Origin of the sequence: Snuella lapsa (assembly GCF_039539345.1) — a bacterium.
GTDB lineage: Bacteria > Bacteroidota > Bacteroidia > Flavobacteriales > Flavobacteriaceae > Snuella > Snuella lapsa.
This window is the reverse complement of sequence record NZ_BAABCY010000010.1, coordinates 20,486-41,801: the sequence shown is the minus strand read 5'-3', so window position 1 is coordinate 41,801 and position 21,316 is coordinate 20,486. Positions and strand designations below refer to the sequence as shown.

At 36.4% G+C, this 21,316-nt stretch carries 16 protein-coding genes; 2 read left to right on the top strand and 14 right to left on the bottom strand.

Features of this window, described 5'->3' with window-relative positions; all coding sequences use genetic code 11:
- From ABD792_RS01425 to ABD792_RS01395, 7 genes are all read right to left on the bottom strand, one after another.
- Positions 1-705, bottom strand: a 705-nt coding sequence (locus tag ABD792_RS01425; protein WP_345003931.1) for an IS110 family RNA-guided transposase, incomplete at its 3' end; no start/stop codon positions are given.
- Positions 706-1,081: 376 nt separating this feature from the next.
- Positions 1,082-4,000, bottom strand: a complete 2,919-nt coding sequence (locus tag ABD792_RS01420; RefSeq protein WP_345003929.1) for a serine hydrolase domain-containing protein — start codon at positions 3,998-4,000, stop codon at positions 1,082-1,084.
- Positions 4,001-4,212: 212 nt separating this feature from the next.
- Complete coding sequence (locus ABD792_RS01415; RefSeq protein ID WP_345003928.1) at positions 4,213-4,698, bottom strand: ABC transporter ATPase; 486 nt, start codon at positions 4,696-4,698, stop codon at positions 4,213-4,215.
- A 58-nt stretch (positions 4,699-4,756) separates the two neighbouring features.
- Positions 4,757-5,551 (bottom strand): (Fe-S)-binding protein, encoded by a 795-nt coding sequence (locus ABD792_RS01410; RefSeq protein WP_345003927.1) that lies wholly within the window; start codon positions 5,549-5,551, stop codon positions 4,757-4,759.
- Between the two features lie 112 nt (positions 5,552-5,663).
- Positions 5,664-6,971, bottom strand: coding sequence for a 4Fe-4S dicluster domain-containing protein (locus ABD792_RS01405; RefSeq protein WP_345003926.1), 1,308 nt, complete (start codon positions 6,969-6,971; stop codon positions 5,664-5,666).
- 6 nt (positions 6,972-6,977) lie between these two features.
- A complete protein-coding gene (locus tag ABD792_RS01400; protein WP_345003925.1) occupies positions 6,978-7,919 on the bottom strand; it encodes an MlaD family protein in 942 nt (313 codons plus the stop codon).
- A 50-nt stretch (positions 7,920-7,969) separates the two neighbouring features.
- Positions 7,970-9,046 (bottom strand): N-acetylmuramoyl-L-alanine amidase family protein, encoded by a 1,077-nt coding sequence (locus tag ABD792_RS01395; protein ID WP_425568095.1) that lies wholly within the window; start codon positions 9,044-9,046, stop codon positions 7,970-7,972.
- Between the two features lie 202 nt (positions 9,047-9,248).
- Here ABD792_RS01395 and ABD792_RS01390 point away from each other — a divergent pair, with 202 nt between their 5' ends.
- A complete protein-coding gene (locus ABD792_RS01390) occupies positions 9,249-11,996 on the top strand; it encodes a putative LPS assembly protein LptD (protein WP_345003923.1) in 2,748 nt (915 codons plus the stop codon).
- 81 nt (positions 11,997-12,077) lie between these two features.
- Positions 12,078-12,458 (top strand): RidA family protein, encoded by a 381-nt coding sequence (locus ABD792_RS01385; RefSeq protein WP_345003922.1) that lies wholly within the window; start codon positions 12,078-12,080, stop codon positions 12,456-12,458.
- 117 nt (positions 12,459-12,575) lie between these two features.
- Here the strand turns inward: ABD792_RS01385 and ABD792_RS01380 are convergent, their stop codons facing one another.
- From ABD792_RS01380 to eat, 7 genes are all read right to left on the bottom strand, one after another.
- Positions 12,576-13,595 (bottom strand): fasciclin domain-containing protein, encoded by a 1,020-nt coding sequence (locus ABD792_RS01380; RefSeq protein ID WP_345003921.1) that lies wholly within the window; start codon positions 13,593-13,595, stop codon positions 12,576-12,578.
- Between the two features lie 164 nt (positions 13,596-13,759).
- Positions 13,760-14,707: an NAD(P)H-dependent flavin oxidoreductase gene (locus ABD792_RS01375; RefSeq protein ID WP_345003920.1), complete on the bottom strand. Its 948-nt coding sequence runs from the start codon at positions 14,705-14,707 to the stop codon at positions 13,760-13,762.
- A gap of 389 nt (positions 14,708-15,096) precedes the next feature.
- Positions 15,097-16,470 (bottom strand): aldehyde dehydrogenase family protein, encoded by a 1,374-nt coding sequence (locus ABD792_RS01370; protein WP_345003919.1) that lies wholly within the window; start codon positions 16,468-16,470, stop codon positions 15,097-15,099.
- Positions 16,471-16,558: 88 nt separating this feature from the next.
- Complete coding sequence (locus ABD792_RS01365) at positions 16,559-17,296, bottom strand: gamma-glutamyl-gamma-aminobutyrate hydrolase family protein (RefSeq protein ID WP_345003918.1); 738 nt, start codon at positions 17,294-17,296, stop codon at positions 16,559-16,561.
- Positions 17,297-17,306: 10 nt separating this feature from the next.
- Positions 17,307-18,458, bottom strand: a complete 1,152-nt coding sequence (locus ABD792_RS01360; protein WP_345003917.1) for an iron-containing alcohol dehydrogenase — start codon at positions 18,456-18,458, stop codon at positions 17,307-17,309.
- Positions 18,459-18,466: 8 nt separating this feature from the next.
- Positions 18,467-19,825, bottom strand: coding sequence for a glutamine synthetase family protein (locus ABD792_RS01355; protein ID WP_345003916.1), 1,359 nt, complete (start codon positions 19,823-19,825; stop codon positions 18,467-18,469).
- A 3-nt stretch (positions 19,826-19,828) separates the two neighbouring features.
- The gene (eat, locus tag ABD792_RS01350) at positions 19,829-21,148 is read right to left on the bottom strand and encodes an ethanolamine permease (RefSeq protein WP_345003915.1); all 1,320 of its coding nucleotides are present in this window, start codon (positions 21,146-21,148) and stop codon (positions 19,829-19,831) included.
- Between the last annotated feature and the right edge of the window lie 168 nt (positions 21,149-21,316).

Below are 21,316 nucleotides of genomic sequence, written 5' to 3'. Positions count from 1 at the left end.
CTCCAAACGTGCCATATTATCCCAGATCACCCTTAACATTAAACGGTGGTGGTCTGTGACATAGCCTGTCAAGGCTTCTTCTATGTCCTTGCGATTTGCTTTTACCCGGCCATGTACCATACTTAACAGTTGCTTGGGATTATAATTTTGCTCATTTACAATAACATTGAGCATTTTCAACCCTGTTTTGCAGAACGTATCTGTCAGCACAACGGACAGTTTAATATTGGCATCTTCCAATATCTTTTGGAAACGGTTCTTCTCCGAACTTACCATTTGGACCAGTTTTTTCCTGTAGCGTGTCAAGTCCCGAAGCTCACGAATCTTGCGTTCGGGAACGTAGCTGCCTTTTAACAAGCCGCTCAACAATAACTTACAGAGCCATTTGCTGTCTTTCTTGTCGGTCTTGTGCCCCGGTACGTTTTTTACATGTCGGGCATTGACCAACAAAATCTCAAAATCATCCCCCAGAACATTGTAGATAGGCTTCCAATACACGCCTGTACTTTCCATGGCTATGTGGCTAACCTTGTGCTTTTTTAACCAATCTCTCAATTTTATCAAAGAACTTGTATAGGTATGGAAACTTTTTGTCAGCGTTTTTATACCTTTACTCTGGATGGTCACTACTACAATCTCTTTGTGGACGTCCATCCCACATCCACGGGATACTACTTGCTCGAAGGCAACGGTGTCTTGTCTCATAATCCGTCTGTTTTTGTTTGTTTTATCAAATAGACGGATTTTTTTCTTTACTTATTCATACCCTTTTGTGACGGATTCCTCTAAAATTATTTTGCAACGTAATGAGGGTTTCATTCGTTTAAATTTTGATAACTGTTTAATAATAAGTAAATTATAAAATTGAGAACGTATGCAACCGCTACGTTCTCACATTAAAAATTTTAAATATTTCCTTTTGTGAAAGAATGCTTAAAATTTATTAATGTTCGTTTCACAAGTTTAAATTTTAGTTAATTCAATCTTTTTCTCTTTTGTGCTACACTAATTTTAATTGATATGCGATCAACTTGACTATTTGTAGCACTTTTAGCCTAAAACTTACTCTATCTCGAATAAATTAATCTTCTATAGCTTCGTAAATTAAACGCTGTATTTCTGTTCTAATGTTTTCTCTTAACAACAAGTTTTTACCTACATTAGGATAGGTTCTGTTAGCAAGAAAAACATATACGATTTCATAATCTGGATCGGCCCATGCATAGGTACCTGTAAATCCAGAATGTCCAAAACTGGTCATAGACACACAACCACAAGTGGGGCCTTCTTCTTCCAACTGGGGCTTATCAAAACCAACGCCACGTCTATTGTGGTCATCACAATAATAACATGTATTAAACTTATCGATAGTCTCTGGCTTTAAGTAGCGTTTTCCTCCATAAAACCCTTTTTGCAAATACATTTGCATGATCTTGGCCACGTCGTTAGCATTACTAAAAACCCCGGCGTGTCCCCCAATTCCATCCTGCATAGCCGCTCCCATATCATGTACATAGCCATGTACTTTTTGATGTCTGTAATAATCGTCCTCTTCTGTTGGAGCTATCTTTTTACTACTTATTTTATGATAGGGATTATACATTGTATAATTTGCTCCTAAGGGCTTATAAAAATGCTCCTGAGCAAGAAAATCGAGCGTTCTATCGTAATAATTCTCAATAAACTTTTTCAGGATATAATATGGAAGGTCACTGTAACGGTACCTTAATCGCCCCAATAAATCTGTATCCTTAATGATCTTTTGAATTGTATCTTGGTAGTCTCTTTTTAGATACAGATCTTTGGCTACCTCAATATTAAATTCATCGCTGTAGGAAGTTCTATAATACTCTTGACTGGGCTTCTTGGAAACTGAGTCTAATGTTGCATAATAGAAAGGAATCCAGGGTTGCAATCTGGCGTAATGGGACAACATACTTTTAATGGTTACATTGGCTTTATTTGAGTCTGCATACTCTGGCAAAATCTCTGAAAGCTTCGTATCCAAGGAAACTTCACCCAGCTCTTCAAGTTCCATTAGCAAAGGCAACGTTGCCAATATTTTTGTTAAGGAAGCCACGTCGTATAAATCGTCAAAACCTACTTTTTCCTTTCCTGCATAAGTATGTTTTCCAAAATTCTTATTGTAAATTACTTTTCCCTTTCTCGCCACCAATAGTTGAATCCCGGGAGTCATTTTTTTCTTTATGGCATATTTGGCCACTGAATCTATTTTCTTAAGTTTTTCTGAACTCATACCAACCTGTTCTGGGAGTCCGTAACTCAATCTTTTAATAGCATTAATCGCTATACCATCGCCAGCCTTAAAAAAGGGTCCAGCAGAAACAGGCAAGTTACCTTTTGATGGGATAGCCCCAAAAATGAGTTGTGCAGATTTTTGCTGTGCAATAGTACTATTTTGGTAACTAACGACAATACTTTCAATATTCTCAATTGTTTTTATATCGAGAAGAGCATATGGTTTGACAAAAACATCTAAAATAACACGATGTGTTCTCGCCAATTCGTATAACCACACCAATTCCTGGTTTGTAAATTTATAGCCTTTCCACGGACTAGCGTTCGAGCGATGAAACCCTACAACAACCGTATTGTATGGTTGCAATTTATTCATAAGTTCGTTGAGCTTATCGGCCTTAATTTCATGAACTTTAGCATACTTTTTTAGTTCTTTAAAAAATGTCGAACCACTATCATCTCCCAATTTAACATAAGCTATTGCTTTTGTTTCAAGGTCTTGCAACGGCAATACACTATTCTTGTTCTTAACCAATGTTACAGCGTGCTCCATGAGTCGCTCATACAAAACATCATCTTTAACCCTATTTAAATCTGCTACCAAATTAGAGGTCTCTGTAGGCTTGTAATTGTATAAGCCTACTTTGTATTTAGCATTTAAAACTTTTTTAACCGAATGTGCCAAACGCTCTTCAGAAATAGTACCTTGATTGTATGCTTCAACTATTTTACTAATGCCAATACCAACATCTTCCGACATTAGCATAACGTCGTTACCTGCCATAAATGCTGCCAAATCAATATCTCCAGATTCGCTAAAATTAGAAGCTCCTTTCATCGTTAATGCATCGGTAAAAATGAGTCCTTGAAACTTTAATCGTTGTTTAAGGATATCGGTAACGATATGCTTGGATAAGGATGACGGATAGCCTGATCGTGGTTCTAAACTAGGCACATTTAAATGTGCTACCATTACACTGGACAAGCCTTCATTTATAAGCTTTTTATAAGGATACAACTCTATGGAATCTATTCTCTTTTCATCAAAACCAATAGTTGGTAAGGTTTTATGCGAGTCTTGATCGGTATCTCCATGACCAGGAAAGTGCTTAGCATTGGCCAACACGCCAGCATCTTGCATCCCTTTCATAAAAGCAAGTGCTTTATCGGTAACATTATCTCTATCTTCTCCGAAGGAACGGTTCCCTATAATTGGGTTTAATGGATTGGTATTGATATCGGCCACTGGTGCAAAATTAAAATGCACCCCCAAACGTTTGCAGTGCTCCCCTATTTGCCTACCTGTCTGTTCTATTAACTTATTATCCTTAATAGCCCCCAACGTCATATTCCAAGGGAAAGCGTATGTGGAGTCCAATCGCATACTTAAGCCCCACTCTGCATCCATGCCTACAAGCAAAGGCAATTTAGAAAGTGCTTGTAATTGATTATTTAATTTAGCCTGCTTAACAGGTCCGCCAAGCGAATAGATTATACCTCCAATATGGTGTTCTTTAATTAATGCCTTGATTTTATTTTTGGTAGCTGCATCTTGATTAGACATCACTTGAACCATATACAATTGACCGACTTTTTCAGACAGGCTCATTGTATTATATACACTATCTACCCATTTTTTCTGTAATTCTTCATTTTCTGCCAATAAGGGGTTTAAACCTCCTTGAGAAAAAGAAGAAAAGTTAACAGCTATAAAAAGTATTAAAATATAGATTTGACGCATAGATATGGATTAATTACGTTATAACTCGCTTAAACAAGTTTAAATACCCTTACCCCTTAAACTTACAACAAGAAATACTACTTCGCGTAAATTTTAAACAGTAATTGGATACGACAGATTTTAGCCGTAATAATCATGCCAAAATAACACTTTTAAAAAAAAGATAAAAAAACTTTAAGATAGATTTAAAATCTATAAGAAAACCCTTCGGTTTACTTTAAAAACCTACTATGCCAACTGTCACTTGCTGGCACTTCCCAATTGTTTTTAAATTCTGCAATGTTAGTTACCAAATTATTAAAGACTATAGTGTTTTTAGAAACTGCTTTGTCTTTTGCCATTTTTTTAAAATCGGTAAGTGATTTATAAGCTATGAATTGTCCTTGTTTATAGGATACATTCATTTTGTCCATTAAGTCCACATTATAGTCTTTTTCCAATTGTTGAATAAAATGAACAGAGGCATCGATAGAACACCCTGTAGCCTTATTCAAGTTTTGATTAAGACCTAAAACAATAAATCGCTTGTATTCAATAAGGTAACCTACTTTCAAATCTCCTCCATGTGCTGTCCAGTTTTCGATAAACTGCTCCACTTTAGCACTTATCTCCTCTATTTCACTATCTGTAAATGATCTATTGGCTTGGTAAATCCAAACACGTGATTCTTCTGGTAATGTATTAAAATCTACTAACATGTTTATAAATAACTATTAAACTAAAAACTGCTTCGTTACGCTCCTCCAAGGATTACATTTATACATCTTGAGCATTAGCAATTAACTCAGCAATATCCATAACCGTGATTTCGGCTTCTTTCTCTTTAGCTTTTACGCCATCAGTCATCATGGTATTACAATATGGACAACCTGTCGCAATTATACCCGACTTTGTTTCCAGGGCATCTTCAGTTCGTAACACATTAACATCTTTATCTCCTTTTTCGGGCTCTTTAAACATTTGTGCACCTCCTGCCCCACAGCATAAAGCTGTTTGTTTATTACGTTTCATTTCTACCAATTGCACCCCCAAGGTTTTCAATAGTTCTCTTGGCGCCTCATATACATTATTTGCACGTCCTAAATAGCAAGGATCGTGAAACGTGATACGTTTTCCCTTAAGTGCATTATCTCCTTTAACCTTTAAGCGTCCCGTCTTTATTAATTCATTAATAAATTGGGTATGATGTTGCACTTGATAATGACCACCCAATTCTGGATATTCATTTTTTAAAGTATTATACGAGTGGGGACAGGCGGTTACAATATTCTTCACCTCATAAGCATTTAATACTTCTATATTGCTTACTGCCTGCATTTGGAACAAAAATTCGTTCCCTGCACGTTTAGCCACATCGCCCGTACAACTCTCTTCTGTTCCCAAAACTGCAAAATCGACATTTGCTTTATTAAGGATTTTAACGAAAGCTTTGGTTATCTTTTTAGCTCTATCGTCGTAGCTTCCTGCCGATCCTACCCAGAATAAAATTTCTGGCTTTCTGCCTTCGGCCATACATTCTGCCATAGTTGGCACTTTTAACGTTTCGCTCATGTCGTGAGTATATATTTTTTGGTTTTGCGTTAGGGATTAAGGCATTGTTGGAGCTACTCATAGAGAGCGACTGCCGAAAGCCCGACCCGTTAGGGTAACGCCCAAATTATTGTTATTCGTCTTTCCACTTTAACCTATCCATTTGGTTATAGGGCCAGGGTGCTCCGTTATTTTCGATATTTGTCATCATGTTATTTAGTTCTGTTGGTGCTGCACTTTGCTCCATAACCAAATAACGGCGCATTTCTAAAATAATTGATAATGGGTCTATACTTACTGGACAAGCTTCTACACAAGCATTACATGTTGTACATGCCCAAAGTTCTTCTGTTGAAATATAATCTCCCAACAACTGTTTTCCATCTTCTTTAAATTGACCATTATTGGCGTCGATGTTCCTACCGACTTCTTCCAATCGGTCCCGGGTATCCATCATGATTTTTCGAGGCGATAACTTTTTACCTGTTAAGTTTGCCGGGCACTCGCTTGTACAGCGCCCACACTCGGTACAGGTATACGCACTTAACAATTGTACCCAACTTAAATCCTGTACATCACTGGCACCAAATTTATCTGGCTCACCACTATCTTCTCCTTCTTCGGGAACTGCAAATGGATCGACATTGGGATCCATCATCATCTTTACCTCTTTGGTTACGGCATCTAAATTATTGAATTGCCCCTTTGGCGTTAACTTTCCATAATAGGTATTAGGAAATGCCAGCAAAATATGTAAATGTTTAGAGAAATATAAATAATTTAAGAATACCAAAATCCCTATAATGTGCAACCACCAAGCACTTCGTTCTATTAGGTGCACTGTACTTTCTGAAAACCCGCTAAACCAAGGCGCAATAAACTGGCTTATAATATTACCGGAATTTGCTTCTTGAAACATTACATCGGTAGCATTCATAATTAAGAACAAACACATCAAAACCATTTCGAAATACAAGATATAATTAGCATCCTGCTTTGGCCAACTAGTCATTTCTGAACTCCAGAAGCGTCGTAGCTTAATACCATTTCTTCGTATCCAAAAAACAATAACAGCGACTAAAACGAGAACGGCCAATATTTCGAAAGAGGCTATTAAAATCCCATAAAACCGTCCTAAATCTGAAAAAACACGATGGGTCCCGAGGACACCATCTATGATAATTTCTAAAACTTCAATATTAATAATTATAAAACCTACGTAAACAACAATATGCAAAATACCAGCAACAGGGCGACGTACCATTTTTCCTTGTCCCAACGCTACATTTATCATGTTTTTCCAACGTTGCGGTTTGTTATCGCTAACATCTACTTCTTTTCCTAATTTAATATTTCTAATAAGTTTTTTTACATTTTTTGTAAAGTAACCTATACCTATAATGAGTACAATTAGGAAAAAAATATTCGGCAAATATTCCATGATCAATTAATTGGTTTTTGGCGCTGTATAAGGGATTTCTTTTTTTGACAAAATCCTAAAATAACGCTTAGGGTGCAACTTAATATCTTCTAAAAGTGCTTTCATTTCTTTTGTTGCCCCGGTAAGGTTATTATATAAAGCTTCATCCTTTAACAGCTTGCCCATAGAGCCTTCACCTTTTTCTAAACCAGCCAATATGGTATCGAAATTTTTGAGGGTCGTTTCTAAATTATTTGTAATTTGTTTCAAGTCGGCATCTGCCAAAGCTTCTGTAACTTTCGACAAATTGCCTGAGATGCTATCTACATTAGACAGGGTGCTTTTCAATTTATCTTCACTGCTTATAACAAGCCTATCTATAGACTTTGATGTTGCCTTAAAATTAGTTATCACCTCACTTAAACCCGCTATACCTACTTTTAAGCCTTCTTTAGTCTCTTCATCAAAAACATCATTTAAATTGGCTAACAGCACATCTGTACTTGCCATAACCCGTTCTATTTTTTCTTGAAGCGGTGTTAATCGTTGGTTAACCAACTCCGTTAAACCTGCTTTCATGGTCCCTTCTAAATACGATCCGCTTTTAGCATTTTCGGCACCGTCAAATGTTGGGACAATAGCAATGGCTTTACCACCTATTAATCCTGTTTCATAGAGCTCTGCCTTACTATTTTTAGAAAACTGAAACTCACTATCGATCATTAATGTTACCTGAAGCTTTCCAGAACCATCTCCTTTAAAGGTTATTTCGGTAATCTTTCCAACAGTTAATCCATTAATGGTAACTGGAGCCGAAGCTGTTAAGCCTTCTACATTATCATAAACAACCAAATAAGTCCGTGATGAGCCGAGTAAATTTTGGCCTTTTAAATAATTAAATCCAAAAATGAAAAGGAGAATGCCCAATAATACTAATACGCCGGTTTTAACTTCTTTTGATATTTTCAAAATACATATGTTTAAGCCACAAATTTAAAATAATTTTAACAAGAATAAGTCTAATTTGTAGCTGTTTTTATCGCTTCGGTTAATGCTACTTTTTTACCATTTTTAAAAGCGACAACAAAACTTGAAACATAGCCTTTCTTTTTTGCAGCTTCTAACAAGGTTTTTGTTTTATTGTAATCGGAAGTTTCCCCATAATAATATTTATACAAATTGCCTTCCTTAACACGAGATATATCCTGCAATCCCTTAAAATTATAGGCTTTGGGTACTAATGCTTTCGACCCTGTTGCTATTTGTACTTTAAAAACAATATCCCTCAGAATTTCGTTGGGCAATTCTGTCTCTCTTGTTTCTTCTTCTTCAAGGAAAACTACATCTCCAATATTAATGTCCAAAGTCTTTTTATATTCTAAAACAGCTTTGGTTATAGATGTAGAAATTTCTGTTTGTCCCTTTTTTGAGTTTAGGTAACTTCCTTCTTTTTTATATGTTAAAAAACCCGTTTCTACCAAAACACTCGGCATAACAGTTTGGTGCAAAACCACAAACCCTGCCTGTTTAACACCTCTATTTTTTCGTTTCAACTTTTCTGTAAACTTTTTTTGGATCAAACCAGCCAACATAATACTTTGATCTAAAAACTCTTCTTGGCTTAATACTATGCTCATTACAGATTCGGGAGAATTAGGATCGAAACCTCCATAATTTTCCTCATAGTTATCTTCTAAAAAAATCACCGAGTTTTCCCGTTTGGCCACTTCAAAATTTGTTTGATTCCTATGTGTCCCCAAAACAAATGTCTCGGTTCCATGAGCTTGAGATCCGTGTGCATTACAATGTACAGAGACAAACAAATCGGCATTTGCTTTATTGGCAATTTTACCTCTATCTTTCAATCCTATAAACACATCGGTTTTACGTGTATAAACTACTTTTATTCCTGAAGTTTTCTCTAACTGCTTACCAACCTCCAAAACAATGTTTAGGGCTATGTCTTTTTCTTTATAACCATTTCCTAAATTTCCAGGATCATCTCCTCCATGGCCTGCATCTAATACAACAATAAACTTATCGCCTCCTTGTCCATAACTAACATCCATAAAAAATATACATATTAATAATGACATTACAGATACGAAACGTAATACTTTATGCGTTTTGATGAGGTATAACATAACTATTATTAGTTTATAAAAGCTCCAAATTAATGAACAACTGTTTTAAAAAAGGATATTCCATAAAAGTTTTTAACGATTTAAAAGACAGGTTTATTTTAATTTTAAATTTTTCGTTAAATAATAAATCAATCCCAGAAAAATATATGTAATTTTGGCTTTTCAAAAACCGAGCCATTCTTTTACAAAAATACATTTAAAAGCGTTGCACACAAACAACTTTAAAATACTTTTTGCATTAAGTTTTACAGTGTTTATTAACACGTTAAGCTTCGCCCAAGACATTCAAACTAAGAAAGATTCTATCAAGCCTATCGTTAAAGATGTAAAGATCGTAAAAGCAGATAGTTTACTTACACCACAGCTTAGTGAAAGGGCCCAGGATTCGGTTCTCACCGACTCTGTTAAACCTAAAAAAGAACTGCTCGAGCATATTGTAAAATACAGTGCCATAGATACCAATAAATTCAACCAAAAGCAGCATAAGCTTTATCTGTACAACGAAGCGGTTATTGATTATGGCGACATGAACATTAAGGCTGGAAGCATTATTGTAGATTACAATACCAATACCGTGTATGCAAAAGGTATTGTAGATACTGTTGGCACTTATACGCAAGCTCCAGTTTTCACGCAAGGCAGTAATGTGGTAGAACCAGACTCCATAGTCTTTAATACGAAATCGCAAAAAGCGCTTATTTATAATTCTAAAACCGAACAGGGTGAGGGTACGGTAATAGCCAACGTTACAAAAAAAGAAAACGATTCTGTTTATTTTTTAAAAAATGCCAAGTATACGACAGCCGAAGATCTAGAAGACCCCGAGTATTATATTAAACTAAGGAAGGCCAAAATTGTTCCTGGAAAAAAAATAGTAACTGGATTGGCTAATTTGTTTTTCTATGATGTACCAACACCTTTAGGCCTACCTTTTGGCTTTTTTCCCCAAACGGAGAAACATACTTCTGGTGTCATTATTCCGAGTTTTGGAGAACAAAACGACCGAGGTTATTTTTTACAAAACGGCGGATATTATTTTGCTATTAGCGACTATATAGATTTGGCAGTTTTGGGAGACTACTATACCAATGGGAGTTATGGTATGCGTATGGAAAGCACCTATTCCAAGCGTTATAAATTTAGGGGTAATATTGGTTTTCGCTATGAGAATTTAATAAACAGTGAACGTGGGTTCCCTGATTACTCAAAAAATACAATTTACAACATACGATGGTCACATAGCCAGGATTCAAAATCCAATCCGAACTCACGGTTTTCGGCATCGGTTAACTTAGGTAGTAGTACTTATTATCGTTCGTCCATTAACCAAATTAATACAGGAGCTTTTTTAAATAACACATTATCGTCTTCTGTGTCGTATTCAAAAACTTTTCACGGAGAACCTCAAGTTAACTTTAGCCTAACGGCAACCCACTCCCAAAACACAAATACGGAACAAATAAACATGACGCTCCCAACGTTTCAAGGAAGTGTTGGCAGGATGTACCCTTTCGCTTCAAAAACTGGTTCAAAAAAGGGTATTATTCAAAATATTAACCTCCAGTACAATGTAAGGGGAGAAAACAGAATACAAACAACCGACTCGCTTTTCTTTAAAAAAGAAATGTTCGATGATGCCAGAGCTGGGTTTCAACATAGCATACCTTTAAGCACTAACTTTAAGCTATTTAAATACTTTAGTTTAAGTGCCAGCACAAACTATAATGAGGTTTGGACCTTTAAAACCATCAGCAAGTCCTTTGATCCAATTGAAAGAAAAGAAGTTATTGAAGATGTTAATGGTTTTGATTCGTTTAGAACTTACAACTTTAGTACTAGTTTAGGAACGACCATTTATGGGATGTTCGATTTTCAAAAGGAAGGAAAAGACCGAAAGATACAGGCTATAAGACATGTTATAAGACCTTCAATAAGTTATAACATTAACCCGGCCTTCGACAAGTATTACGACAGTTATGAGGTTATAAGCGCAGATGGACTTACTACCAGCGATGTTGATTATAGTCGATTTGAAAGGGGTGTATTTGGAACCCCCAATAAAAATTTTTCCAGCTCTATGGGAATTTCGGTTTCAAACAATATTGAAGCTAAAGTTCGTGACAAGGACAGTACTGCTACAAAGCCTAAAAAGATTACCATCCTTAACAACTTGAACTTTGCTACATCCTATAATTTTGCTGGAGATTCTCTACAGTGGAGCCCAGTTAGAATGAGTGGTGGCACACAGCTCTTTAACAACAAAATGAGTGTTAACTTTGGTGCTACATTAGATCCTTATGCTCTTGACAATAACAATAACCGTATTGATAAATTCAATATTGATAATGGAGGAAGCCTCTTTAGGTTAACTAGTGCGAACTTAACGACTAGTTGGTCTATTTCTAGTAAAAAAGGTGATAAGAAAGATAAAAAATCAAGAGGTATTGAAGAAAACTTAAGAAGTGGTGGCCGTGACGATGATATGTTTGGTGTTTCTGAAGATTTTGCCAATAACCAGTTTAATGAAGAGGATAAGGAAGAAGAAAAACCTAGTGCGCTATATAACAGTCCTATTCCCTGGAGTTTGCGCCTTGCTTATGCGGTTAATTATTCCAACTCTAGGCGCCAAAATGAAATATCTTCGCATTCGCTTATGTTCTCGGGTGACATCGAATTATCCCCCAAATGGTCTATTGGTGCTTCTTCTGGTTACGATCTTAAAAATGCTGGTTTCACCTATACACAATTACGCTTTGAACGCGACCTGTTAAGTTGGCGCATGAATTTTAGTTGGATACCTTTTAGCAGCAGATCTTCCTGGAATTTCTTTATTGGTATTAAATCGAGTATCTTAAAGGATTTAAAGTATGAGAAACGCAAGCAACCAGATCAACGATTATAAAACATAATACTATAAAGGCGTGTCTTAATAATACCTTTATTAATGTACGATATGCCAATACAAGCAAAAAAACCATAAACTATGAAAAAAATTATTACCACCTCCGGCGCCCCGGCACCTATTGGGCCATACAGTCAAGCTGTTTTAAGTGGCAATACATTATATACATCGGGTCAAATAGCACTAGATCCTAATACGGGAACACTTGTTCTGGACGATATTATAACGGAAACAAGGCAGGTTATGACGAATTTGAAAGCTGTTTTAGAAGCCGCCGACATGACCTTCGAAAATGTTATAAAATCATCTATCTTTATTAGTAATATGGATGATTTCTCCCAAATAAATGAAGTATATGGTAGTTTTTTCGATGAGACCAATGCCCCGGCAAGAGAAACAGTTCAGGTAGCACGCCTACCAAAAAATGTAAATGTAGAAATTGGCATGATTGCTGTTAAATAGCAGTAATTCTATACTCCAATAAAAGAGAAGACCTGGTACTGTTTTTGAGCACTGGGTCTTCTTAATAACCAACCAACTAACCTTTAACCAGAATAAATTTTAAATAGCCTCTTGTTTTTAGGGCAAGAGCACTTTATCAATCAAGTGTACCACGCCATTTGTAGCTTGAATGTTTAAACCTTCCGCTATAAGCATCGCTTCTCTATTGTTAGCATCAGTTATCGTTAAAGAACCGAGATCCAGATCGAATGTACCATTTAAAGTTTCAATGGGGCCACTCGATAAATCACTTGAAAAAACTCGGCCTTCAACCACATGATACATTAAAACTGCTCCGAGCAGATCTGCCGGAAGATCGTCAACGGAGCTTACAGCAGGATCATTCAATTCAGCTATTAAATCTGTAAATGCTTGTTCTGTTGGGACAAAAACTGTAAACGGACCTCCATCTGCCAAGGTACCAGCTAAACCTGCCTTAATTACCGCTTTAACAATGGATGACTCCATACCAAAACTTTCTATGGCCAACTCCACCAAATTTGATGTAGGAGGAAAAAGTATATCATCGATAACATGGATCACACCGTTTCTCGCCTTAATATCAATATAATTTAGATCAACGTTGGCATTGTTAATTTTAACACCATCCTCCAAGTCAACTTGTATGGCGGCTTCATTCAAAGTTGGAAAGAAACCATTTGCTAATTGATCGCTGTAAATTTTACCAGCTAACACATGGTATAGTAAAATCTCTTTTAAGTTGGGAACAGATGCAATATTTGTTTGATCCAGATCGTATTTGGCAAAAGCAGCATCACTAGGCGCAAATACCGTTAACATGTTGGATGAAACGGTACCGGCCAAACCTGTTCTGGCGAGTGCCACACTAAGCGTTCTGAAAGTAGGTTTATTCCCTGCATTGGCATTCTTGCTATTAATCATTTTAGCGGTTGTGCCATCTGCAACATTGAAACTCTTTAATACTTCCACTATAGACATATCACCATTGTCCGGATCAACACCAATAGTATCTTCAGTACTACAAGAGAAAACAATAGCTGATAACACTAAAACTGCAATGATCTTTAAACTTGTCGTAATGCTAAATTGGGGACTTTCTTTCATTTTTGCTCTCATGATATTAGTTTTATTTGTTTAACAATTAATAATTTTCATTAAACATAATAATTTTGTTTAACAATTAAAAGGAATTCATAAACAAAAAGATTAAATGTATAAAAAATCCGTTGAAATACATTGAAATATATTCAATTCAAAGAAATAGATTAAAAATCAATGGATTAGCTTATTAAGCGCTGTACAATATCCTTTACTGGTAAAATGGCATTGGTGTATTCTATACTAGGTCCCGCCACCCAAACTGTTTTGTAGGTTACTTTGGTTGCTGCATGCTTAGTGGCATTCATTCCAATGGCAAACCGAATCATCTTTACCCATTTTTTTAGTTTTCTATTTTTATTAAGAATAGACTCTATCCACGTTTGCTTGGTTCCTACCTTTTTAACGTATGGCGTATTGATAACCGTACATGGTGTGCCTGAGATACGTTCTGTCATTACGATATCGTCTGCTCCATAATCAACACAAGCCTGTTTATATTCATTTGTAACCGAGGCTTCTACTGATGCTATAAAAGGGCTACCAACCGATACACCGGCTGCTCCATAACCTAACATTTCATCTACATCTTCTTTACGGCCTACTCCCCCGGCCGAAATAATGGGAATGTTCAAATTATTCTTTAATAGTGAAATTAATTCCTTAGGAGAATAATCGCCCCTATGTCCTCCAGCCATATTATTTACAGCTATTGCTGCATCGGCTCCTAAAGCTTCAATCTTTTTGGCATAAAATAAATCGGTAACATCACAAAACACTTTAATTCCTACTTTATGGGCTTTTTTAATGGTTTCTTCTGGACTTCCCAAAGAGGTAATAATAAAGTCGCAACCTTCTTCACAGATGAGATCTAATTGCTCCCTATATTTCAAATTGGATTTATTAACTATCAAATTATAACCATAAGCACCTCCATCTACTTTAGCTGCTTTAAGTTCTCTAATGGATGCTCTTAATTCGTCCAGTGTCCGATAATTCAATGCTGGAATACAACCTGCAATTCCACTTTTCATCGCCTCTATGACCATGGTTGTATTTGACACTAAAAACATGGGAGCTTGAATAATAGGATGCTTAATACTTAGTAACTGGGTAAGAGCTGTTTCCATATTTGCTATATTTTTTCAAATATAATTAAATTTATTATGCATGCATAGAAAACAAATAAAATACCTTAGGTAATATACACTATTGGTTTCTTCTTTCATTTTAGATTAGAACAGATGTAGATTACGAAATCACTATGGCCTAAAGTACCATAGGTTTAATTACGGACTGAAAGTCCTCTTCATTCAAGATCTTTTTACCACAAAAACACAAATACTTTCAGTCTTTATAGTAAAAAATATTAGTGTATTCGTGGTGTAAGATATTTTTAGAAGCTAAAGATAGATGCACAAAAGTGCATGGTTTTAATTAAATTTGAGACAATAAAAACCTCAATACAATATTTTAGACTAAAATGGTATGAGGTTAATATTGTAACTGTTTCGTCTATTTATAACACTCTTAAATGATATGCTTTAGGCTGTACAAATGCACGAATTCCTTGTGAGGATAGGGTACTGCCCAAACCTGAGTTTTTTCTTCCAGACCAAGGTACATTAGGACTTACCCTATCACAGCAGTTCCAATAAACAGTGCCCGTATTCATATCTTGTAAAATATCCATGGCACGTTGTTCGTTAGATGAAAACACCGCTGCTGTTAATCCGTATTCCGTATCCTTCATTAAAGTAATAGCCTCCTGATCTGATCCTACTCTTTGAATGCCTATAATGGGACCAAATGATTCGTCTACCATAACATTCATATCATGGTTGCAATCAACGAGTACCGTTGGCTCGTAATAATTACCATCTCCATCCAATGCCTGCCCTCCTAATTTTAATACAGCTCCCTTGGATATAGCATCGTTTACCTGGTTTTCTAAAAATTCTATCTGTTGTCCACGTGTTAACGGTCCAACAAATGTAGAATCGTGCATAGGATTTCCTATTTTATAGGATGCTACTTCTTCCACAAAGGCATTAACAAAGGCATCGTAAATACTATCGGACACATAAATACGTTCTACAGCACAACAGCTTTGCCCGTTATTATAAAATGCTCCTTCAGCTGCATTAATGGCAGCTTGTTTAACATCCAACACATCATCAGCTACAAATAGGGGGTCTTTCCCGCCTAATTCTAATTGTACCGGCACCAACTTATGCGCAACCGATTTAGCAATATGCTTTCCTGTTGCATAGGATCCAGTAAAAAAATAGCCATCAAAATGAGCCTCCAAAAGCGCTTGTCCTAAACTACCATCTCCAATAACACATTGAAATACATTCTCAGGAACACCTGCTAGGTGCAAATATTTTTCAAACTGTTTACCTGTTAATGCTGCATATTCCGAAGGTTTATACATCACCGCATTACCTGCAACCAAGGCATATAAAAACACATTATACCCTACATTGTATGGAAAATTCCATGCCGAAATATTGGCTATAACGCCGAGCGGCTCGTAGACTATCTTCTCATGCGTGGCTCCAAAATCGACAAGAACCTCATCAGCAAGCCACTGTTCAGCATACTTACTCAGATGTTCTATCCTGTTATGCGCACCGTTTATTTCATTACGTGACTGCTGAATTGGTTTACCTGTTTCATCTGTCAAAATAACCGCTAAAGTTTCACTATTTTGTTTAATTAAAGCTCCAAACTTAACAATGCAATCCAGGCGTTCTTTTAATGGTTTCTTGAACCATTCCTTTTGCCCTTGTCGTAATATATTTAGCTTAGCATGTACATCTTCCTTTGTATTTGTTTGCAATTCTGTTATTGTGTTTCCGTTTGCGGGATTTGTTATAGTTAATTTCATGAATGCTACTTATTATTTTTCAATTATTACATATTAAAACAAAATACACTTTTAACTATTGTGCTTCTGTTATAACAGGTTATCATTTCTATTTTAAATGCTGAATAAAAGCCTCGTATAAAATATCGGCATCAATCAAATGATCTTTAATGGTATGAAAAAACTCCGGATGCCATTGTACTGCCATTACCTTACCTTGTGGTTCTTTGTTATAACCAAAGGCTTCTATAAGTCCGTCTTCAGACAATGCATAAACGTCTAAATCTTTCCCTAAATCTTTTATGGCTTGGTGATGTACAGAATTTACTTGCGGTTGTTTCTCGTGTCCGTACAATGTATCAAAATACCCTCCTTTTACAAACTGTATGGAGTGCTTAATTGTATCGTACAATTCTGCCGACCGATGATCTTCGGCATCTGTCTTTTGTGTGAGTGTGTCCTGAAAGAGTGTACCTCCAAAATAAACGTTCATTAACTGAAAGCCCCGACATATACCCAATACGGGTTTCTTGTTCTTGATGGCATAATCTAAGATCTTTAATTCATATTGATCTCTATACGCATCTCCATTCCAGATTCCTATAGGATCCTCTCCATAGGTTTCGGGTGCTAGATCTGTACCTCCTTGAAGTACAAAACCATCCATTTCGCCCAAAATATCGTTTAAATAATCCTCATTAACATCTGGTATCAATATAGGTAAGATACCTTTTCTGGTCACATAGTTGGCCATATCATTTTCGAGATAACTCAAAGTCTTTGGACCAAAAACAGTGCGGTTCTTGTCTGGATACATAAAACAAGAGGATATGCCTATCTTTATCATAACCTAATCATTACAATGCTTCTTCGTACAATTTTTTAAAATCTTCCCTACTTACAGGCTTTGGGTTTGCTGGATGGCAAAAATCGGCTCCGGCTAAAGCTGAAAGTGTCTCTATATGAGTTTGTTTAACTCCTATATCTGTTAATTTTGTGGGTAGTTCCAATTTATTATTCATAGTAAACAAATAATCGATCACTTTATCTCCTGATGCACTACCTAATCCTAAAGCCAGTCCCATACTGTCAAATCTGTCTTCAAATCCATTGTAATTGAATTTCATTCCATATGGCAGGTTAACGGCATTAGCCAAACCGTGGTGGGTGTCAAGCAAACTCGATAACGGATGTGCCAAGCTATGTACAACCCCTAATCCTTTTTGAAAGGCTACTGCTCCCATTAGTGAGGCCAACAACATCTTTGCCCGAGATTCTACATCTGGTTTGTGGGTTGCTTTTTCTATAGACTGTGCAATGAGTGCCATTCCTTCTAATGCTATACCATCGCACATTGGGTGAAAGCCTTTAGCTAAATAGGCCTCCAAGTTATGCGTTAAGGCATCCATACCTGTAGCTGCTGTAATGAAAGGCGGCAACTCCATCGTTAATAATGGGTCTGCAAATACAATTTTAGCCATTAGTTTAGGGCTAAAAAGAATTCTTTTTTTCTTTGAATCATCTTCGGATATAATAGCACTCCGCCCTACTTCACTTCCAGTACCTGCTGTGGTTGGAACGGTAATAAAGTGCGGCACCTCCTCGGTTACGTATTTATCTCCTCCAATTAAATCGTCATAATCAAAAAGATCTCTGGTATGGTTAATTCGCAAAACAATGGCTCTGGCTACATCTAAAGCTACACCACCACCAATGCCTATAACACAATCTCTATTGGTTTGATGGTAAATATCTCCTCCATTAATAACATCCGATTTAACTGGATTTTTGTGCATATCCTTAAATACTTCTGCACTCAGTCCGCTTTGTTCAATATCGTTTTTAATCTTTTTAAAAAACGCTAATTCTGCCACATTGGGATCGGTTACCAACAATGGTCTTTTAAGGTCATTGGCTTTTAAATAGCCGACCAATTCATTAATTACCCCAGCACCAAATCGAATAGGTGTTGGAAAGTTAAACCCATAGATTTTTGTTATGTCTATCATCGTTTGTATTAAATAATTTCAAAATATCGTTTTGTTTCCCAATCGGTTACTGCTGCCGAAAACTGTCGCCATTCCCATTCTCTAGTCGTTGTAAAATGCTTTACGAAAGACTCTCCAAAAAGCGCATTAGCAATATTTGAGGTTTTCATTTTATTGGATGCTTCTAATAAATTTGCTGGCAATACACCATTACTCAAATCTTCATAACCATTACCAATAGTTTCTGATGTTTCGAGTTTTAAACCTTTTTCTATGCCGTATAAACCACTTGCCAAACAGGCAGCCATCGCCAAATACGGATTAACATCGGATCCAACTACCCTATGTTCGATACGGGTTGCTTTGCTCGATGTTGCCAAAATCCGTAATGCTGTTGTTCTGTTATCATGCCCCCAGGTAAGGGTTGTGGGTGCCCAAGCTCCCTCTACCAATCGCTTATAACTATTTACAGTTGGAGCAAACATTGGTAAGATATAGGGTAAGCAATAAAGCTGACCAGCTACATAACTCCTCATTACACTACTCATACTATCGGAAGCATCTGAGTTAAAAAACAAGTTCTTCTTATTTTCCAAATCCCAAAGGCTTTGGTGTACATGTCCGCTACACCCTGGCAATTTACTTGTTTGCTTAGCCATAAAACTAGATACAATGCCGTGCTTACAAGCTATTTCTTTTACTGCGGATTTAAATAAAGTCGCTCTATCTGCAGCTTCCAATATATCACTATACTGAATAGCAGCCTCGGTAACACCCGGCCCTGTCTCGGTATGCAAACCTTCTAATGGGACACCGAATGCCTCTAAAAGTTCAAAAAGATCTTGAAAGAAATCGCTGTTTTCAGACATTCTAAGAACAGAATACCCAAACATACCTGGCGTTAATGCTTCTAGATTTTGAAAGTTCTTATCATCCAAAGATTGTGATGTTTCTCTAAAATTAAACCATTCAAATTCCTGAGAAAACATAGGACTATATCCCATGCCATTGGCTTTAGCAACAACTTTTTTCAACAAACTTCTTGGACATACTGGTACATCTTGTGCGGCTTCACTATTAAAGTCTCCCAACAAAAATGGTGTGTCATTTTCCCATGGTATTGTTCTAAAAGTGTTGGTATCGAGATATGAATCGAAATCACCATAGCCAGTGTGCCAGCCTACTAACTCAGTATTATCATAAGCAAAGTCTCCCACGTCCCAACCAAATACTACCGAACAAAATCCAAAGCCACTTTCTAATGCAGAAATAAGCTTGTCCACATGCATTAGTTTGCCCCTAAGAACACCATCAATGTCTGTAATAGCTACTTTTACCTTGTTATGCTTGCTTGCTTTTAATCTTTTAATTATTTTTTGTTTGTCCATAGGTTATTCTATCTTATGTTTTTTATTAAGGAATACCAAAAAGTATAAATAAGACAATCCAACAATTGTTATAAATATTAAGGCAATCATTGGGTTGTAATAGCTCATCGAAATAAGTGCAATTGTAGCTATAATTAGCGCGACTAGCGGAAATGAAGGGTACATAGGTACTTTAAAGGGGCGTTCCATCTCCGGGTTCTTTTTACGTAAAGCAAAAAAGGACAGCATAGAAACTATGTATAGCAATAAGGCTCCAAAACAAGCTATGGTAATAATTTCACTTGTTTTTCCTGTTATTAAAGCGACTATACCAACCAACATATTAACGATAAGTGAATTTGCTGGTGTACTGAATTTATGGTGTACTTTACCTAATAATTTTGGTGCGTATCCTACTCTTCCAAATTCGAAAGTAGCTCTACCTCCTGCCAAAATGATTCCATGAAAAGAAGCAACTAACCCCAAAAGCCCAATGCCTATTAATAATTTATAAAGTACATGCCCACTATCTATAATTTTCGATAAGGCCAATGGCAATGGGGAGTCGGATGCTACTGTACTCCCTACGGGATACACCACAGCTTCCCACCCTGCAACACCTACTGCGGAAACAAAAGTTAAAACACATAAAATCACTAAGGTTAAAATCGCCGATCCAAAACCAATAAGTACACTACGTTGTGGGTTTACAGCTTCTTCTGCAACATTGGCTACTCCCTCGATAGCCAGAAAAAACCAAATAGCAAATGGAATGGCAGCAAATACTCCCGAAATGCCATTAGGCATTGGGTTTAATTGCAAGTTGCTTAATTCGAATTCGGGTAATGTAACGCCTGAAAAAATTAAAAGTTCGATAACGGCTAAAATGGTAACGACCAACTCAAATGAGGCGGCTAATTTTACACCCAAAATGTTAATTCCAGTAAAAATAACATAAGCTCCAATGGCAAATACCATAAGATCTATGGTTGGATACAACAAGTTTAAATACGCTCCAATGGCGGCTGCTATGGCTGGGGGCGCAAAAACAAATTCAATGTTTTGTGCAATTCCTGCTATAAACCCCAAATGTTTTCCCAATCCTTTGTTTGCATATTCAAAAGCGCCTCCTGCTTTAGGTATGGCACAAGCCATCTCGGTATAACTAAAGGTAAAAGTAACATACATGATAATAATAAAAAAAGTGGCAATGGCCAGACCGTAAGTACCTCCTTCGGCTAATCCTAAATTCCATCCGAAATACATTCCAGATATTACATAACCAACCCCAAGCCCCCATAACATTAAAGGGCTAAGAACTTTTTTTAACTTATCATCACTCATAATTTATTCTTTATTTTACTTCAATTGTTTGCTTATATCAATGCTATTATAAAACCGTTTCAGAGATTGTTAACCCAAACCACTTGTTTGGTTTAAAATTATTGCAAATAATAATTTTTCAACCATAAAAACCTGTAAAATATATATTTTCAATAAAAAAATACAGTA

Bases quoted from the DNA above. Each gene is read 5' to 3' on its own strand.
- ABD792_RS01420 (WP_345003929.1), bottom strand. From the start codon at position 4,000: ATGCGTCAAATCTATATTTTAATACTTTTTATAGCTGTTAACTTTTCT.
- ABD792_RS01415 (WP_345003928.1), bottom strand. From the start codon at position 4,698: ATGTTAGTAGATTTTAATACATTACCAGAAGAATCACGTGTTTGGATT.
- ABD792_RS01410 (WP_345003927.1), bottom strand. From the start codon at position 5,551: ATGAGCGAAACGTTAAAAGTGCCAACTATGGCAGAATGTATGGCCGAA.
- ABD792_RS01405 (WP_345003926.1), bottom strand. From the start codon at position 6,971: ATGGAATATTTGCCGAATATTTTTTTCCTAATTGTACTCATTATAGGT.
- ABD792_RS01395 (WP_425568095.1), bottom strand. From the start codon at position 9,046: ATGTCATTATTAATATGTATATTTTTTATGGATGTTAGTTATGGACAA.
- ABD792_RS01385 (WP_345003922.1), top strand. From the start codon at position 12,078: ATGAAAAAAATTATTACCACCTCCGGCGCCCCGGCACCTATTGGGCCA.
- ABD792_RS01380 (WP_345003921.1), bottom strand. From the start codon at position 13,595: ATGAGAGCAAAAATGAAAGAAAGTCCCCAATTTAGCATTACGACAAGT.
- ABD792_RS01375 (WP_345003920.1), bottom strand. From the start codon at position 14,707: ATGGAAACAGCTCTTACCCAGTTACTAAGTATTAAGCATCCTATTATT.
- ABD792_RS01370 (WP_345003919.1), bottom strand. From the start codon at position 16,470: ATGAAATTAACTATAACAAATCCCGCAAACGGAAACACAATAACAGAA.
- ABD792_RS01365 (WP_345003918.1), bottom strand. From the start codon at position 17,296: ATGATAAAGATAGGCATATCCTCTTGTTTTATGTATCCAGACAAGAAC.
- ABD792_RS01360 (WP_345003917.1), bottom strand. From the start codon at position 18,458: ATGATAGACATAACAAAAATCTATGGGTTTAACTTTCCAACACCTATT.
- ABD792_RS01355 (WP_345003916.1), bottom strand. From the start codon at position 19,825: ATGGACAAACAAAAAATAATTAAAAGATTAAAAGCAAGCAAGCATAAC.
- eat (WP_345003915.1), bottom strand. From the start codon at position 21,148: ATGAGTGATGATAAGTTAAAAAAAGTTCTTAGCCCTTTAATGTTATGG.